The sequence below is a fragment of the Nostoc sp. DSM 114159 genome, from assembly GCF_053470285.1.
Genome location: NZ_JBPFEH010000001.1, coordinates 5,825,805 through 5,841,782, shown reverse-complemented (window position 1 = coordinate 5,841,782; position 15,978 = coordinate 5,825,805). Strand labels below are relative to the sequence as shown.

At 41.3% G+C, this 15,978-nt stretch carries 14 protein-coding genes and 1 pseudogene; 11 read left to right on the top strand and 4 right to left on the bottom strand.

Going from position 1 to position 15,978, the window contains the following annotated elements; all coding sequences use genetic code 11:
* Nucleotides 1-60: 60 nt before the first annotated feature.
* The 4 genes from ACR5KR_RS24485 to ACR5KR_RS24470 all read right to left on the bottom strand — a co-directional run bounded on the left by ACR5KR_RS24485 (nucleotide 61) and on the right by ACR5KR_RS24470 (nucleotide 2,687).
* Entirely contained in the window at nucleotides 61-906 is an 846-nt protein-coding gene (locus tag ACR5KR_RS24485) for a DNA/RNA non-specific endonuclease (RefSeq protein ID WP_448268332.1), read from the bottom strand.
* 334 nt (nucleotides 907-1,240) lie between these two features.
* Nucleotides 1,241-1,423: a hypothetical protein gene (locus ACR5KR_RS24480; RefSeq protein WP_448268331.1), complete on the bottom strand. Its 183-nt coding sequence runs from the start codon at nucleotides 1,421-1,423 to the stop codon at nucleotides 1,241-1,243.
* 188 nt (nucleotides 1,424-1,611) lie between these two features.
* Nucleotides 1,612-2,445: a hypothetical protein gene (locus tag ACR5KR_RS24475; protein ID WP_445630082.1), complete on the bottom strand. Its 834-nt coding sequence runs from the start codon at nucleotides 2,443-2,445 to the stop codon at nucleotides 1,612-1,614.
* Nucleotides 2,442-2,687, bottom strand: a complete 246-nt coding sequence (locus ACR5KR_RS24470; protein ID WP_445630083.1) for a hypothetical protein — start codon at nucleotides 2,685-2,687, stop codon at nucleotides 2,442-2,444. The genes ACR5KR_RS24475 and ACR5KR_RS24470 overlap by 4 nt, the downstream gene beginning before the upstream one ends.
* Nucleotides 2,688-3,059: 372 nt before the next feature.
* Here ACR5KR_RS24470 and ACR5KR_RS24465 point away from each other — a divergent pair.
* The 11 genes and pseudogenes from ACR5KR_RS24465 to hemB all read left to right on the top strand — a co-directional run.
* Nucleotides 3,060-3,753 (top strand): annotated as a pseudogene (locus ACR5KR_RS24465) (ISAzo13-like element transposase-related protein); the annotation flags it as partial.
* Between the two features lie 641 nt (nucleotides 3,754-4,394).
* Nucleotides 4,395-5,399, top strand: coding sequence for an oxygen-dependent coproporphyrinogen oxidase (gene hemF, locus ACR5KR_RS24460; RefSeq protein ID WP_448268330.1), 1,005 nt, complete (start codon nucleotides 4,395-4,397; stop codon nucleotides 5,397-5,399).
* Between the two features lie 657 nt (nucleotides 5,400-6,056).
* Nucleotides 6,057-6,329: a hypothetical protein gene (locus tag ACR5KR_RS24455; RefSeq protein ID WP_448268329.1), complete on the top strand. Its 273-nt coding sequence runs from the start codon at nucleotides 6,057-6,059 to the stop codon at nucleotides 6,327-6,329.
* A complete protein-coding gene (locus ACR5KR_RS24450) occupies nucleotides 6,289-6,915 on the top strand; it encodes an L-2-amino-thiazoline-4-carboxylic acid hydrolase (RefSeq protein WP_448268328.1) in 627 nt (208 codons plus the stop codon). Before ACR5KR_RS24455 ends, ACR5KR_RS24450 begins: the two co-directional genes overlap by 41 nt.
* Before the next feature lie 5 nt (nucleotides 6,916-6,920).
* Nucleotides 6,921-8,354: an FAD-binding protein gene (locus tag ACR5KR_RS24445; protein ID WP_448268327.1), complete on the top strand. Its 1,434-nt coding sequence runs from the start codon at nucleotides 6,921-6,923 to the stop codon at nucleotides 8,352-8,354.
* Nucleotides 8,355-8,451: 97 nt separating this feature from the next.
* Nucleotides 8,452-9,906 carry a glutamyl-tRNA reductase gene (locus ACR5KR_RS24440; protein WP_448268326.1) on the top strand — a complete coding sequence of 485 codons (1,455 nt, stop codon included), beginning with the start codon at nucleotides 8,452-8,454 and terminating at the stop codon, nucleotides 9,904-9,906.
* Nucleotides 9,907-9,946: 40 nt separating this feature from the next.
* Nucleotides 9,947-11,011 carry an aromatic ring-hydroxylating dioxygenase subunit alpha gene (locus tag ACR5KR_RS24435; protein WP_448268325.1) on the top strand — a complete coding sequence of 355 codons (1,065 nt, stop codon included), beginning with the start codon at nucleotides 9,947-9,949 and terminating at the stop codon, nucleotides 11,009-11,011.
* Between the two features lie 230 nt (nucleotides 11,012-11,241).
* Complete coding sequence (locus ACR5KR_RS24430; RefSeq protein ID WP_448270096.1) at nucleotides 11,242-12,570, top strand: IS4 family transposase; 1,329 nt, start codon at nucleotides 11,242-11,244, stop codon at nucleotides 12,568-12,570.
* A 203-nt stretch (nucleotides 12,571-12,773) separates the two neighbouring features.
* Nucleotides 12,774-13,826 (top strand): uroporphyrinogen decarboxylase, encoded by a 1,053-nt coding sequence (hemE, locus tag ACR5KR_RS24425; RefSeq protein WP_448268323.1) that lies wholly within the window; start codon nucleotides 12,774-12,776, stop codon nucleotides 13,824-13,826.
* A gap of 5 nt (nucleotides 13,827-13,831) precedes the next feature.
* Nucleotides 13,832-14,818: a hydroxymethylbilane synthase gene (gene hemC / locus ACR5KR_RS24420; RefSeq protein WP_448268322.1), complete on the top strand. Its 987-nt coding sequence runs from the start codon at nucleotides 13,832-13,834 to the stop codon at nucleotides 14,816-14,818.
* 120 nt (nucleotides 14,819-14,938) lie between these two features.
* Nucleotides 14,939-15,931 carry a porphobilinogen synthase gene (gene hemB, locus ACR5KR_RS24415; RefSeq protein WP_448268321.1) on the top strand — a complete coding sequence of 331 codons (993 nt, stop codon included), beginning with the start codon at nucleotides 14,939-14,941 and terminating at the stop codon, nucleotides 15,929-15,931.
* Nucleotides 15,932-15,978 lie beyond the last annotated feature (47 nt).

Here is a 15,978-nt window from a genome sequence, read left to right as displayed (position 1 = left end):
AAACATCAGCCTATCTATAATTTGCAGATAGGCTTTAAGTTTTAAGTGAAGTAAGTATCCTTACAAATTGTCAACTCTAGACTCGATTACACTTTGAACAGACGAAGAAACATTAGAGAGCAAATTGTAACCAGTATTTGTTTCAATGGAATCAACACTAACTCTGTAGTTTGTCCAGTTATTATTTCTAATTCCCTGTGAATTAGGCATATTCACTGCAATTACTCTTGTGTTATTAGTAACGCTGCTAGCATCAGAATTTGATGAATTTAATACTACAATAACCTTCCACGTTCTAGTCGGAACTGTAACGTTACCATTAGCAATTGTGTTTTTTGTTCCATTCGACCCAGTTCCACCAGTGCCATAGGAGCCTGAAATAATATAGAGTTCTTTCCCCTGGTTTACTAAGTCTCTAGAATAGTTTTCTAGTGCAGCCCAAGGCCCCTGATTATTATCAGGTGACTGAGGAATTATATTCGTCATTAAAAAAGTAGCAGAGTTATTGGTAACTGTATTTGTCCTATCTGCTGAAGCAGTCATGTGTCCCCTATCAAAACCGCTACCAGTGTAATCGGAAGAAGTGACTCGGTAGCAGCTTGAAGGTAATGTAGTATCTGCACGAAAATCATCTTGGCGAGGTGCGCTTCCTAGCCATGATGTGTTTAGCTGCCAACTTACCCAATTTGGTGTCCCTCTATAGCAATTGTAAGAAACTGCGTATTGAGATTTGCTCAACAAAAGATTACTGTAACTACTGCCAGCATTACTAGGATTGCCCATTCTTAGATGAACGCTTGAGGGTTGTGCTGTTAGTGGCTTTTGTAGATAATTAAGCAGAGTGAAAGATATTGCTGTTGGTACAGCAATAGGTAGAATAGCCCTGAGAAAATCAGACTTCTTCATTTGTTACTATTTATTTGTTTAAACAAACTACAATTGTCTCTGTTAAAGTTACAGTAATTCAGTAAAACTTACCAATCGCAATATAGCTATGGTTGTATAAAGAGAGGTTAAAAAACTGTAAATAGTGCGTTAACATCTAGTAATTATTTAGGTGACGCTCTGAAATTAGATAATCACCTAAATAAGATGAAAAACTTATATATTATTTGCTTTAATAACTGAGTGATGGCGCGGAATGCCCGCGCCCAAGCGATCGCTATTTTCGCTCTACTGAGGCCTAGAGAGTATTTTGACTGATTGACAAAATACGCTCGATCTTAACTCTCATGAGAGCTTAGAAAGAGGAAGGAATATTAAAAAATAGTCCTTGGTCGAATTGATCTTTCAAAAAGTTTTCGAGTTCAATTTCGTCGTCATTCGGAATTTGAAACCAAGTCTTGATGTTGTGCTTCAAGAAGTAGCCGAAAGATTTCCAGCCGAAAAGTTGCTGCCCAATGCTTGTGATTGCGACGTTCATTGTATTTTCCTCAGGTTGTTTGAAGTATGTGATTAAGAATTGGTTAAACAAATTGGCGTTCTACAACAAATGGATAAATTCTGGCAAGCAGTTTTTGTACAGGGAAAGCAGGCAAAGAGATTTTATACTAAATCATCCCGCTTTCTCTGCAACGCCAACAAATTAATCATTGTTTAGCGATATTTACATTAGCAAATGTATTCAGGAATAGAATTATTCTTACTACAAGCGTCTAATTTGAACTGATTCAATATCTGCTGTAATTCCACTTCTGGTATATACTTCTCCTTAAGCGAGTTGAAGTACAACAGTGCAGTTTCATAGCAGGCGACAGTTATGTTAGTGCGCTCCTCTGAAGTTAGTGCTGCCACTATTTGAACTGTCTCCTCCACATGCTTTACGTCACTACCTAAACAACTGTGCATTCGCAGGCAGCGAGTAGCATAGGTATTAGGTGGTAGTATCGCTTCCACCAGTTGGATATGCTCTGCTTTAATATTCATTGCTAGACGTTCCATCGTATAGCAATACCCAACGCAACTAATTGGATCTGCTGCTTGTACGCTCTGAGTGAAGAAACTCAGCAAAGCCATAGCACTCGGAGAAACAAGTGTTTTTACTACAGCTTCCGCATCATATCCCATCGACTGAATATCAAGCAAGGCGAGGCGATCGTGACCTTGTTCTTCACGAGCTTTTTCTGCTGCCCACTGTGCTAAACTCCAGCGTCCCAATCTAGCAAAGCGCCGAGCTGCTTCTTCCATTAATAGCCCAGTAGAGTGAGTTAAATGGTAGGAAGCGGCAAGTTGCCAGATCCAATGAGAGGGAGTTAAGGCAGGTGGCTTGCAGTTTGGTAATGTATCTTTGGCAGCAGATACTATAGCTCTATCTAGAAGCTTGCGAGTCTCAGATATAGTGTCCCTGTTAAATATCAGTTGGATAAAGGGATTACTGCTCTTTAGACTTAATTCCTTACTTTTGTTAGGTTTGTCGATGTTAGTTGAACGAAATAATAGATTCATGGCAAATTTCTTTCATGGGTTGTTTCTACCCATTCACGAATAAGGTTGTAGAGGATAAAGCGTTGCATAACCTCTCTTTGGGCACAAAGAACTTTAAATTGTATCTTCAGAGACGAGGGAATGTATGCCTTGATATGCGTGATATTGTCTCGGTCTTCATCTAAGGTGTCAGTCGTGAAAGAAGAAGTTGGCCCATCAGCCTTTACCCATTCGCTAATTAATACTTCCAAGACTTCACTCATCTTTAATCCATATTGTGCACAGAGCGCTTTAAACCGAAACTTAAGCGCTTTCGGCATACTACCTTTAATCACCGTATATGCCTCTTGCTCCTCCTTATACATCCAGGTTACAAAAACGAAAGTTCAAAAGTCCTTTGTGATCTAGGGTAAGTTTTCTGAAAAATTTCACCAGTAAAGACTAGTGAAGTTAAGAAAAAAGTTATTTAGTAGTAACAACACTACAAGTATTTTTCTAGAAATTCCAGAAAATAAAATATACAAATATAATAATCATTCTGAAAAAACAGGGAGAGATTGGCGATCGCTAATCTCTCCCTCCCTTTTTGTAGTAAATTCAATGATGATTGGATTTTTGGGTGAACAGAGATGCCTATACAATTAACGGATTCACTGAAAAAGTTGTTGAAGGAAACTGCACGGCAATTAAAAGGTGCAGATAAACGTAAATTTATAGCACAAACAGTAGTGGCATTAGGATACGGAGGACAATCTCTAGCGGAGCGAGAGTTAGGATGGAATCGCGTAACTATTAGTAAAGGAATTAAAGAATTAACTACTAGTATTACTTGCGTGGATAACTATCGAAATAGAGGACGTAGTAAAGCAGAAGCAAAACTCCCAAATCTTTTAGAAGATATCAAAAAAATTGCCGATTCGCAAAGGCAAATAGATCCAGATTTTAAAGGCGAACGAGTGTATACACGCCTTTCTGCTGGTGAAGTGAGACATCAGTTAATTGAAAAGTTTGGTTATAGCGATCGAGAATTGCCAACTTCAGAAACAATTCGTGTCAAGTTAAATGATTTAGGATATTGCCTCAAGAAAACTGCTAAAATGCAACCTCAAAAAAGTACCCGAAAGAAAGTGACGTAGTTTTTGAGCAATTAGCTATAGGACATCAAGAAAATAAGCTTTAGATAAATCAGGTATTTTACATTTAAGTTAATATTGGCTCATTTACTCGTGGTGGTATAAATCAAGTGCTAACGGTAAATGATGACCATGATTTTACCCAAAAACAAGCATGACTCCTTACGGTATGTTTGTTTTAGAGCTATTTTTATATTGAATAATTTTCACTAATTACTTTCCTAGTTTCCAGTCCCTATTTTCAAGGCAGGTCTATTTACCAAAAATACAGTGTATCTCGCCTGTTTAAATGATTATTATTCTAGCAAGTTGTATATTTTATTTTCTGGAATTTCCTAAATATTGAAAAAGCGAAAAAATTAGTACAAGCGTAAATCATCGGTAACAATGTTTTGTCTTCTATCTAAAGAATGACATATTGATTATGTTTAAGTTAAAAATTAGCTAAAAATAACTTATTGTTTAGTTAAGTTAAAATTTTACCAAACAATTGATTTTAAGTGTGACTAGTTACGGTTATTGAAGTTATCCTGTTTTTCTTCTGCCAACTAGGCAATTACTTCTTAATAATTTCTTTATAATTTTCCTAAAATTCTAAATCTTCACTAGTAAAAATTTGGCTAACGGAAAAAAATAGATTACGAAAAGATTTAGGTAATGCGAAACCTAAAAGTAATTAACGCGAAAGGCTAGCTCTTTTCTTTCCAGATTTTGCTACAAAGCAAACATACTTAATCAATGAAACTCCAAGCTGACAACTTGAGAAGTAACTGCCAATTTTTATAGATTCCAAAATTTCTTCGGAAATAATTATTTAGTCACAACGAGGTCATCGTCATGGTTCAAATTCTTGAAAATCCAGCAGTCAAGCAACCACCAATTAGTAATAGAGTTGAAAGTTTTTTGTTAGATATGTTCGATAATGTTTGCGAAGCTATTGAGGAAATAGATGGAAGTAAACTTCACGAACAACGCTGGACAAGAGATGAAATAGGGCAATGGGTACAAGGTGAAAACAGTAACGGTGCTATCTATATCGACAAGTCGCTGCGGAGCGGTAATGTATTTGAAAAAGTAGGTATCAACTACGTATCAATGCAGGGTGAGTTACCTCCTGGTGTCACCTTTCGAGGATCGGATGTTGTGATGGCTGACCCAACAACTATAACCCCAGATGAAAAAGGTACTTCTTTCTTCGCTACGAGTACCAGTGTTGTGATTAATGCATATAATCCAATGGTGCCGACAGCACACGTTAACTATCGGTACTTTCAATTGGGTGATGGTACTGAACTTGGTTCTTGGTGGTTTGGCGGTGGAGGTGATTTAACACCAATTTACTTATTTGAAGAAGACGCAGTTCATTTTCATCAAGTACATAAAGCAGCTTGCGACCAGCACGATGCAGAACTCTATCCACGCTTGAAAAAGTGGTGTGATGAATACTTTTATCTTCCTCATCGCAGTGAGTGTAGAGGTGTAGGTGGAATTTTCTTTGACAATTTACAACATTCCGATGCCGAAACTCTACTTTCCTTTGTAAAAACTTGTTCTGAAGCTTTCATTCCTGCCTATTTTCCGATTGTCAAACAACGTAAGGATATAGAGTTTACGGAAGAGCAAAAATATTGGCAGCGCATCAGACGCGGACGTTATGCCGAATTTATTCTTCTGCATGATAGAGGTGTTCGATTCGGATTGGCAAGCGGCATCGTGAGTACCCAAAGTGTCCTCAATTGTATGCCTGGAGAAGCGTTTTGGAAGTATAACGACCAACCCGCTGCTGATAGCGAAGAGGCAAAACTTCTGGAGGTACTGAGAAATCCCCAAGAGTGGGTATGAAGAAAGGGAAAGGGGTAAAGGGGAAAGGGGAAAGGAAACTCCTGCCCTTTTAAAAGCAGGGGTTTCAAATATAGACACTGATTTTTCTCTCTGCGAGACGCCAAGGGCGAACGCACTACGTGTCTGCTCAATCTTCTTTTTTGTTCGACCTATTTAAAAACACTTGCTCTATACCTTGTGGAGAAAAGTTCTTTATTTGTGCCCTTTCCCCCTTTTCCCCTTCTTGGTAAAGGCGTTAACAGCAGATTTGAAAACATGGCTACCCAAATCCTAATGCCGTTTCACCTGAAGATTGATACAGATTGCAGGGAAATAAGAAAAGTAATTTGGATCGAAAATTGAGTGAAATGGTATAAGAAGCGCCTAATTTTTACTCTTCACATTTATTTAGAGATAGCCTATAAACAGGAAGTTACAAGGTGTTTATGGAAAAATTGCCGACGAGTATTTGGCTAAAAATTAACAAATCATTTCGTGGGTCTAACTCAACTGAAGTCGTCAACTTCAAAACTGAAATTACCAAATTTTTACCAATTCAATGGTTGAGTTATTTCTCCATTGAACAACTGCGGGAAGTTGACATTGTATTCCTGTGTATGTTTTTTAGCAGATATCTAGCGTTGACGCTCGTTTTACTATACTTATGGAGTTCTATTCATGCTAGTCCTGAATCGCCAAGGACATGCTAGCCCTGAATTAGTCAGGATAATAAACTCCATCTTTGAGCAGGATACCAAAGATTTGATTGACAAGTTATGTAGTCAATCGGAAGAATTTATGAGCAAAAGAGTTGATGGCGATCGCTATCTCCAATATAGCAGCGATCGCCCATTGATTACCTCGTTTTTCCAAGTCATTCAAATTAGTAAAAAAATACGGAGAAGTGCCAATGGACAACGTTATAGGTATTGGCGACATTACCATGAATGATGTGATGCAAATGGATTCTTCCAAAGCAGTGAGTATGTTTAGGAATCGATTTGCAGCCTACAAAAAGCTGGCAGATGAAATTGGAGAAGATGCAGCTTTTGAACAAATGATGTTAGCCTACCCCGCTCATCAAAAGGCTTTCATGGGTGCTTTCATCGATAATACCACCATAGCCAAAGGCTTTACCGATGCAATTCCGATCTTTCGGATCATGGGCTTCAAAATGCAAGTCGTAGATATTTCCCAACCAGGAAAAGATGCTGCACTAGAAATTCAACGAGTTTGTCCGGTTCTTACAATTGCCAAAGAATATGGGCTTGAAAGCCCTTGCCGAGTTATTTGTGAGATGGAACAAGAAGCAACCAGGAGAGCATTTCCTGGGATGAAAGCCGCAATTATTAGTAAACAGGCAGATGGTGACTGCGTTTGTATGTTCAAATATGAAAGACCTGCCAAAGGGTTAGAAGTAAAGCCACAAAAATCACCCAGCTTATTCTCTCATATTCTCGATTTGATTCGCTTGACTCCTAAAATCTTGCAGATTGGGATAAATCTTTTAAAAACGTCTCTTTCTAAAGGATCGTAACTTTTATGAATGGCATCATTCAAGACCTCAAGCATTTGATTGCAGGTGAAGTCAGCAACGCTTCAGAAATTTTGACAGAAGTTTCTCAAGATTTTGGTGGTATATTCCAAAAGTCTCCCCAAGTTGTTGTCACTCCTCAAAACGCTAACGATATTGCCCAAACTGTTAAATATGCCGCTCAAAAAGGATTAGTAGTTTCTTCACGTGCTGCGGGACATTCCTTAGGTGGTCAGTCTTTAAACCAAGATGGAATCGTTTTAAATATAAAGAATCTCGATAAAATTCGAGATATTCAAAAAGAGCAACTTTGGTTTAAAGCTGATGCGGGGACTTCTTGGAATCAAGTAATTGATGCTTGTATCCCTGATGGTTTAGTTCCTCCTGTATTAACCAATTATTTTGGTGTTTCTGTAGGAGGAACTCATTCTGCGGGTGGTATAGGTGCAGCCTCTTTTCTTTATGGAAATCAAGCTGATAATTGTCTTGGTGTAGAAGTTGTAACCGCAGAAGGCGAGATTCTCTGGTGTTCGCCTGAAGAAAACAGCGAACTTTTTAATCACGTACTTTGCGGTTACGGTCAGTTTGGAATTATTACCCAAGTTCAGCACAAACTTAGAATTTTCCCCTCTCAAACTCGCACTTATTTACTGTTCTATGACAACCTAGATGCTCTTTTGCATGACAAACGGGTTTTAGTAACCGAACAAAGAGTAGATCATCTCGTATCTTTCCCAGTTCCCTGTTTGCAAGGAGTATCTAGAGTAACAGGAATAATGCAACCTTTGATTCAATGGTTTTACACGTTGCGGATTACTGTTGAAGCAAATTGTCTTGACGTTATTGATGATAAAGAAATCTTTGCTGGCTTAAATTTTTACCGTCATATCCATACTGAAGACTTGGGATTTGAAAAATTCATCGAACCGATGATTCAAGTAGATAGCAAGGATATTGCTCACCCTTGGATGGATGTTTTTCTTCCGGCCTCATCTGCTAAAAATTACATCGAAACGGCTCTCAAACAGTTGCCTTCTTTTCTCGATATTAGTAAAGCGCAGATGGGCTGCTTTTGCTTGGTAAATCGCAATAATAAGATGCCGATGTTTCGTTTACCAAAAGAGGAAGAACTGATTATTGGGTTTGGAATTTATCCCAGCATTCCAAAATCGCAAGTTCAACCCATCTTAGCTGAATTGAAAAAGCTGAGTAATCTGAGTTTAGAAATGGGTGGAAAAAGATATTTAACTTGCTGGATAGATTTTACTATTCAACAGTGGCAAAGCCAATTTGGCGATTACTGGCCAAAAGTTAATGAAATTAAAAAGAAGTACGATCCCAAAGGGACATTTAACTCTGGCTTTTTTGAATACGAACAGATTGCCCAACCGGAAAACCAATTTGTTAAGGAAGTTGCTACAAAATCTGCGATCGCAGTATAAGTCACTTCTCAATCATCTTGTTTAAAATCAACTCTAATTCACCATCCATATTACTTGACCGAGGCTCTAGAAGAGGACAAACTTCAAAAGAGGAAACATGAATATTGCACTTGTAGGTCTTAGTCATAAAACAGCTCCAGTTGAAATTCGGGAAAAACTGAGTATTCCAGAGGAGCAAATTGAAAACGCGATCGCCCAACTGTGTAAATACTCTCACATTGAAGAAGCTGCTATTCTTAGCACTTGCAATCGTTTAGAAATTTACGTAGTTGTCAACAAGATAGACCGAGCAGCTGCTGAGGTGACGGAGTTTCTTTGCGAGTACAGTAAACTGCCTTTTTCAGACTTACATCAATACTTGTTTACTCTGCTACAGCAAGATGCTGTTAAACATTTGATGCAAGTTGCTTCTGGTTTAGATAGCTTGGTGTTGGGAGAAGGACAAATTCTGGCTCAAGTTAAACACGCCTACCAATTAGTTCAGCAACACAATCAAGGCGAACGCATCCTCAATCAGTTGTTCAAGCAAGCTGTTACCACTGCAAAGCGGGTGAGAACGCAGACATCAATTGGTACGGGTGCGGTTTCGGTTAGCTCTGCGGCAGTAGAATTAGCCCAAATCAAAGTAGAGAAGTTATCGGCTTGTCGAGTGACAATTGTCGGTGCTGGTAACATGGCTCGGCGACTGGTACAACATCTCATCGCTAAAGGCGCAACTCAAATTTCCATTGTCAATCGTTCCGTCGAACGCGCTCAGGAATTGGCGAATCAATTTAGTGATGCTGGAGTGCAATATTATCCGCTTGCTGAATTGATGTCATTAGTGGCAGCTTCAGATTTGGTTTTTACTAGCACTGCTTCAGTTGAACCTTTGCTTGATAGAGCTAAACTCAAAGCTGCATTGCAACCCGAACAGCCTTTGATGCTGGTTGATATTTCAGTGCCTCGTAACGTTGATGCCGACGTTAATGAGTTGCCTCACGTTCGGGTGTTTAATGTTGATGATTTAAAAACCGTTGTTGCCCAGAATCAAGAAAGTCGCAGGCAAATGGCAATAGAGGCGCAAGCATTAATCCAAGAGGATTTAGAAGCATTTCAAACTTGGTTGCGATCGCGAGAAACTGTTTCCATTATTAGCTGTTTGCGAGACAAAATGGAAAAAATTCGCGAACAAGAGTTAGAAAAAGCTTTGTCGCGTATGGGGTCTGATTTTGCTAAAAAACATCAAGAAGCCGTCGAAGCCCTAACTCAAAGGATTATCAACAAAATTCTCCACGAACCAATGGTGCAATTGCGGACGCAGCGAGATTTGGAAGCTCAACGTCTTGTCCTCCAGGTTCTACAAGTGTTGTTTAATCTAGATACAAAAGAGGTGCAATCTAATGTTGTTGCCCAAACATCCTCTTTATCAATCAGCACCATAGAGATAGCAGCAAAAAACATCAATCTTGGTCAAGTGAATCTTGAAAATGTCAAAGTTGCTCAAATGAGACTTGAAAGTATTGAAGTCCATGCAAAAGTTGAAGAAGTTATTGCTCAAAGCGTAACTTAAGAAACTCCATGATTCTTAATAGCAATAGCAGGAAGCAAGTATGTTAAAAAACTTCTGGTACGCTTGTGAGTTCAGCGCCGCCGTTACCACAAAGCCCAAGCAAGTTCGGATATTAAATCAGAAATTTGTCTTCTACCGTAACGCTAAAGGACAACTAATCGCTTTACAAGATCGGTGTCCCCATCGTGGCGCTGCCTTATCTCTCGGTTGGGTAAAAGATGATTGTGTCTATTGTCCCTATCATGCCTGGAAGTTTCAAGCAGATGGAAGATGTATTAACATTCCTGCTAATCAACCCGGAATTCCTATTCCTAAGAATGCTCGTGTAGATAGCTATCCAACACAGGAAAAATACGGTTTTATCTGGCTATTTTATGGTGATTTACCAGAACAAGAACGTCCGCCAATCCCACCATTGCCAGAATTTGAAGACCCAAGGCTACAGAAAATTTTCTTTGAATACGAACTGAACGCTCACTACACCCGCACGCTAGAGAATGATATGGATATGTCTCACGTATCTATTATTCATTCCAAGTCTTTCGGGAATGGGTTTGCATTAGAGCAAAAAATGGAAGATTACGAGTTGAATATAGGGGAGTGGGAAGGTCACGCTAAAGTTAATGTCCGAGATTATACCAAAGCCAAAGACATTTTCGCCTTTGTCTTTCGCCCATTGAAAGCCAATGTAAAGGTGACTCTAGGCTTTTATATGCCCAATATCACGCGCTTAGTGGTTGACTTCGGTCGTGGCAAGCTAGTTAATTTTACTGTTCACGTTCCTGTTGACGATCGCACCACCATTACTAAGCGAATTCAGTTCCGCAGTTTTTTAACTTTCCCTTGGGCTGATGGCATCTTTCAACGGGCAGCTTACAAAGTTGTGATGGAAGATAAGGGAGTTGTGGAGTCTGAATATCCGATGGCAGTCCCAGATAAGTTGTCAGACGAAGTTCACGTTCCTTGCGATAACTTATCTATTGCTTATCGCAAACTTCGGCAAAAATGTTTGGCGATGGGATGGGGTATGAAACCCGATCGAAACCCATCAAACAACTCGAACGGAAATTTAATCCAACCTTCTTCTGTTTTATTGAAGAACTAAATTTAGAGTTTGCATAACTAGGGCGGGCAAGATGCATTGGTGTCACCCCACCCTAACCCTCCCCTTTACAAGCTACGGTGTACACACAAGTCCAAGTAAAGTAATAAGGGAAGGAGTTGTGGGGAGAAAAAGGTGATGGAAAATCCAATCAAAAGACACGCGCAAGCAGTTGAGGGAAAAGCATTTGGAGACCCGCGACTCTCTAAAAGGGGGCAGCATTGTACGAAGCTTTGGGAAAAAATCAATCAGTGAGCATTCGCCAAATAAGTAAAAATAGAGCCGAACAAGTAGGATACTATCGGTTTTTGGAGAATGAGAATGTGACAGTAGGGGAATTAGTGCGAAGCCTATCAGACGAATGCGTAACTCATGTAGAAGGAAAGCATATATTAGCTATCAGTGATACAAGCGAAATTAACTTGCAGTCTCATGTAGGCAGGTTGAAAGCAAAGGGTGTCGGTGTAGTCGGAAACAACACGGATGTAGGATTTTATATTCATCCAACACTAGTATTAGATGCAGCAAATGGATTTCCCTTGGGGATAAGTACAGTACAACTGTGGACGAGAGATATTAACCATCAGGATAAGCATGAGCGCAATTACAGCCGATTACCAATAGAAAAGAAAGAATCATACAAGTGGCTACGTTCTGCCGAAGAAACGCAAAGATGTTTAACTATTGGCAATGCCAAAATAGTGACTCACATCGCCGACCGCGAAAGCGATATGTATGAGGAATTTGCTACAGTCCCAAATCAAGACAATCATGTGTTGGTGAGAGCGCGCATTGACCGTCGCCTTGTGGGAAAAACCCAATCACTTTATACATACTTAAATGAACAGCCCAGTGAGGGTACTTATACAGTCAATGTGCCGTCAGATGCACGCCAAAGTAGAACAGCAAGGGAGGCATTATTAATTGTTCGCCGTGCGGTAGTGAAAATTCAACGTCCAGATAAGTTGAATGGGCAAGATTATCCCCCTAGTGTGACACTTTACGCAGTGGAAGCAGTTGAAGTCAACCCACCATCAGGTCAAGCACCGATTCATTGGCGATTACTCACTACCCACCAAGTCGTTTGTTTAGAACAAGCACTACAGGTGATTCGATGGTACACATGGCGATGGCGAATTGAACAACTGTTTGCCACACTCAAAACTGCCGGATTAAATCTCGAAGCCACCCAATTAGAGTCGGTTACCGCCATTCAACGATTAACTATATTAGCCTTGTCTGTTGCTGTGCGAATTTTACAACTGATTGGTGGACGGGATCATCCTGATTTACCGGCAAATATTGCTTTTTCTCATGAGCAACAGCAATATTTATCTACTATTGCTCCTACTTTAGAAGGTAAAACTCGACTGCAACAAAATCCCTATCCTCCTTCAACTCTTGCTTGGGCGACTTGGATTATCGCTCGGCTTGGTGGTTGGTCTGGTTACAAATCCCAAAAACCTCCCGGTATTACTACTTTGAGCCGCGGACTTGAGCAATTTGAATCCACCTTTTTTGGCTGGAAGCTCGCTCTGGGCAAACTTGTGTGTACACCGTAGCCTTTACAAGGGGAGGGAACTGGATTTCTTTTTCCCCCTTTATAAGGGGGGATTAAGGGGGGTAAAGCGTATGTGGGACAAGCGTTTAAGCTGAAGTTGACAACCCCACAAGATTGGATTATTTGTTGCCAATGACAAATTTTTGAAGGCAATTGTGCATACTCGGTCTTGAAATGACAATTATTAAATCCAGGGAGAAATACATGGGAAATTATACGTTACTGCAAGCTGCGCGAGGTGAGGTACTCGATCGCCCTCCAGTATGGGTGATGCGCCAAGCAGGTCGCTACATGAAAGTTTATCGAGATTTGCGTCAGAAGTATCCTTCGTTTCGCGATCGCTCCGAAAACCCCGATCTGGCCGTGGAAATCTCGCTGCAACCTTTCCATGCCTTCCAACCCGACGGGGTGATTATGTTTTCCGATATCCTCACGCCGTTGCCTGGTATGGGTATCTCGTTTGATATTCTTGAAAGTAAAGGGCCGATATTCGAGCGACCAATCCGCACGCCAGCACAAATTGAGGCGCTGACTGCCCTTGAACCCGAAGCTTCTTTACCCTTCGTGCAGCAAATTCTGAGGACGCTACGCCAAGAAGTTAACACTCAAGCTACCGTTTTGGGGTTTGTGGGCGCACCTTGGACATTAGCTGCTTATGCAATTGAAGGTAAAAGCTCGAAAGACTACGCCATTATTAAGAAGATGGCTTTTTGCGAACCTGCAATGCTGCATCAATTCTTAGGGAAACTGGCAGATGCGATCGCAGTTTACGCCCGTTACCAAATTGATGCCGGTGCCCAAGTCGTGCAACTGTTTGATTCTTGGGCGGGACAACTAAGCCCTGAAGATTTTCAGACGTTTTCCCTACCTTATCTGCAACGAGTCGTGCAACAGGTTAAGGCAACGCACCCGGATACACCCCTGATTTTGTATATCAACAACAGTGCTGGCATTTTAGAGTTAATGGCGCAATCGGGTGTTGATATCATTAGCGTAGACTGGACTGTAGATATGGCAGTAGCGCGGCAACGACTTGGTGCAAATATTGGAGTCCAAGGAAATATCGATCCGTGCGTGTTGTTTGGTACTAAAGAACTGATCCGCGATCGCATTCTCGACACGATTCGCAAAGCGGGGAACCGAAAGCACATCCTCAATCTCGGTCACGGGATTTTACAGAACACTCCCGAAGAGAATGTTGCTTTCTTTTTCGAGACAGTCAAACAACTCAGCTACTCGTCAAACGATCTCAACTAAAAGTTATGACTTCAGTTCAACCCGCTTCATCTCACATCTCGACTCCGGTTCGCACCATCCGCATCGGTTCTCGGAAAAGCCAACTCGCACTCGTGCAAACTTACTGGGTTCGAGAACAACTCCAAAAGCACTTTCCCGATATTTCCTTTGAAGTCCACACTATGTCTACCCAAGGCGATAACATCTTGGATGTGGCGTTAGCCAAGATTGGCGATAAGGGACTATTCACCAAAGAACTCGAATTAGGAATGCTCAACCAGGAGATTGACTTTGCAGTTCACTCTCTCAAGGATCTGCCGACTTGTTTGCCAGAGGGGTTAGCGTTAGCAGCCGTAACAGAAGGGGAAAACCCGGCAGATGCTTTAGTTGTGCATGAAAAACACAAAGATAAGCAAATCGATAGCCTGCCAGAAGGCACAGTTATCGGTACTTCTTCCCTACGCCGCCTTGCACAATTGCGTTATCACTTCCCCCACTTTACTTTTAAGGACGTGCGCGGCAACTTAAATACGCGCTTGGCAAAGTTGGATGATGGAGAATACGATGCGCTAATTTTGGCAGCAGCAGGATTGCAACGATTGGGAATGAGCGATCGCATTCATCAAATTCTGCCCACCGAACTTTCTCTTTATGCCGTCGGACAGGGAGCTTTAGGGATTGAATGCCGCGCTGAGGATTTGCAAGTACTGTCATTACTCAAAGCAATCGAACACGTTCCCACCCGCGATCGCGTTTTAGCCGAGCGTGCCTTCTTGCGAGAACTAGAAGGCGGTTGCCAAGTACCAATCGGTGTTAATACGCAACTAGACGAGAATAATCTTACATTAACAGGATTAGTCGCCAGCGTCGATGGCAAACGTCTAGTAAAAGATTCTGTCACGGGCACTGCTAGCGAAGCGGAAAATTTAGGTATTCAATTAGCTCATAACTTGCGGCAACAAGGAGCAACAGAGATTTTGACTGAAATTTTCCAGACAGTCCAGCGAAGTTAAGGGCTTGCAACTAAGTAGGCAGGGAGGAGACAGAAAAATACGATTAAAAGGGTAAAGATTTTTTCGCTCGCTGCTTTCCCCTTTACCCCTTACCCTTTACCCTTTACCCTTTTTAATATTATGTTTCCAATTCATCGCCCGCGTCGGCTGAGAAGCCATCCCCAATTGCGGCGGATGGTGCGCGAAAATGTACTGACAACCAGCGATTTAATCTACCCGCTTTTTGCCGTACCGGGTAAGGCGATCGCCAACGAAATTAAATCCATGCCAGGAGTTTACCAACTTTCTGTAGATAAAATCGTCGAAGAAGCGAAGGAAGTATACGACCTCGGCATTCCAGCGATTATTTTATTTGGCATTCCTGAAGGCAAGGATTTAGACGCAACAGGCGGTTGGCACGATTGCGGCATCGTGCAGCAAGCTGCCACCGCCGTCAAACAAGCAGTCCCAGAATTAATCGTCATTGCCGATACCTGTCTGTGCGAATACACTACTCACGGACACTGCGGTTATTTAGAAGTAGGTGATTTAACTGGGCGCGTTCTCAACGATCCGACACTGGAATTGCTGAAAAAAACGGCAGTTTCGCAAGTCAAAGCTGGCGTAGATATCATCGCGCCTTCGGGAATGATGGATGGTTTCGTGCAAGCCATTCGTTCGGGTTTAGATGAAGCGGGTTATCAAGATACGCCGATATTATCTTATGCCGCCAAGTATGCTTCGGCTTACTACGGGCCTTTCCGAGATGCTGCTGAGTCTACACCACAATTTGGCGATCGCAGAACCTACCAAATGGACTTTGGTAACGGTCGTGAAGCCTTAAAAGAAATCGAACTCGACATTACCGAAGGTGCAGATATGTTAATGGTCAAGCCCGCCTTGGCCTACATGGATATTATCTGGCGCGTCAAGGAAGCAAGTAATCTACCCGTTGCTGCTTACAACGTTTCTGGCGAATACTCGATGGTTAAAGCTGCTGCCCTCAACGGTTGGATTGACGAAGAACGGGTGGTAATGGAAACATTGACTGGTTTTAAACGGGCTGGCGCTGACTTGATTCTCACCTATCACGCCAAAGATGCAGCCCGTTGGTTAGCAAAACTTGGCAATTAAACTTTCTAGTTTCGATTTCATGTCGTTCATCTAGAGGAAGAATTTAT

Excerpts from the sequence above, each read along its gene's own strand:
- hemE (WP_448268323.1), top strand. The coding sequence starts at position 12,774 with ATGGGAAATTATACGTTACTGCAAGCTGCGCGAGGTGAGGTACTCGAT.
- ACR5KR_RS24450 (WP_448268328.1), top strand. The coding sequence starts at position 6,289 with ATGGACAACGTTATAGGTATTGGCGACATTACCATGAATGATGTGATG.
- hemB (WP_448268321.1), top strand. The coding sequence starts at position 14,939 with ATGTTTCCAATTCATCGCCCGCGTCGGCTGAGAAGCCATCCCCAATTG.
- ACR5KR_RS24455 (WP_448268329.1), top strand. The coding sequence starts at position 6,057 with ATGCTAGTCCTGAATCGCCAAGGACATGCTAGCCCTGAATTAGTCAGG.
- hemF (WP_448268330.1), top strand. The coding sequence starts at position 4,395 with ATGGTTCAAATTCTTGAAAATCCAGCAGTCAAGCAACCACCAATTAGT.
- ACR5KR_RS24445 (WP_448268327.1), top strand. The coding sequence starts at position 6,921 with ATGAATGGCATCATTCAAGACCTCAAGCATTTGATTGCAGGTGAAGTC.
- ACR5KR_RS24485 (WP_448268332.1), bottom strand. The coding sequence starts at position 906 with ATGAAGAAGTCTGATTTTCTCAGGGCTATTCTACCTATTGCTGTACCA.
- ACR5KR_RS24440 (WP_448268326.1), top strand. The coding sequence starts at position 8,452 with ATGAATATTGCACTTGTAGGTCTTAGTCATAAAACAGCTCCAGTTGAA.
- ACR5KR_RS24475 (WP_445630082.1), bottom strand. The coding sequence starts at position 2,445 with ATGAATCTATTATTTCGTTCAACTAACATCGACAAACCTAACAAAAGT.
- ACR5KR_RS24480 (WP_448268331.1), bottom strand. The coding sequence starts at position 1,423 with ATGAACGTCGCAATCACAAGCATTGGGCAGCAACTTTTCGGCTGGAAA.
- ACR5KR_RS24435 (WP_448268325.1), top strand. The coding sequence starts at position 9,947 with ATGTTAAAAAACTTCTGGTACGCTTGTGAGTTCAGCGCCGCCGTTACC.
- hemC (WP_448268322.1), top strand. The coding sequence starts at position 13,832 with ATGACTTCAGTTCAACCCGCTTCATCTCACATCTCGACTCCGGTTCGC.
- ACR5KR_RS24470 (WP_445630083.1), bottom strand. The coding sequence starts at position 2,687 with ATGAGTGAAGTCTTGGAAGTATTAATTAGCGAATGGGTAAAGGCTGAT.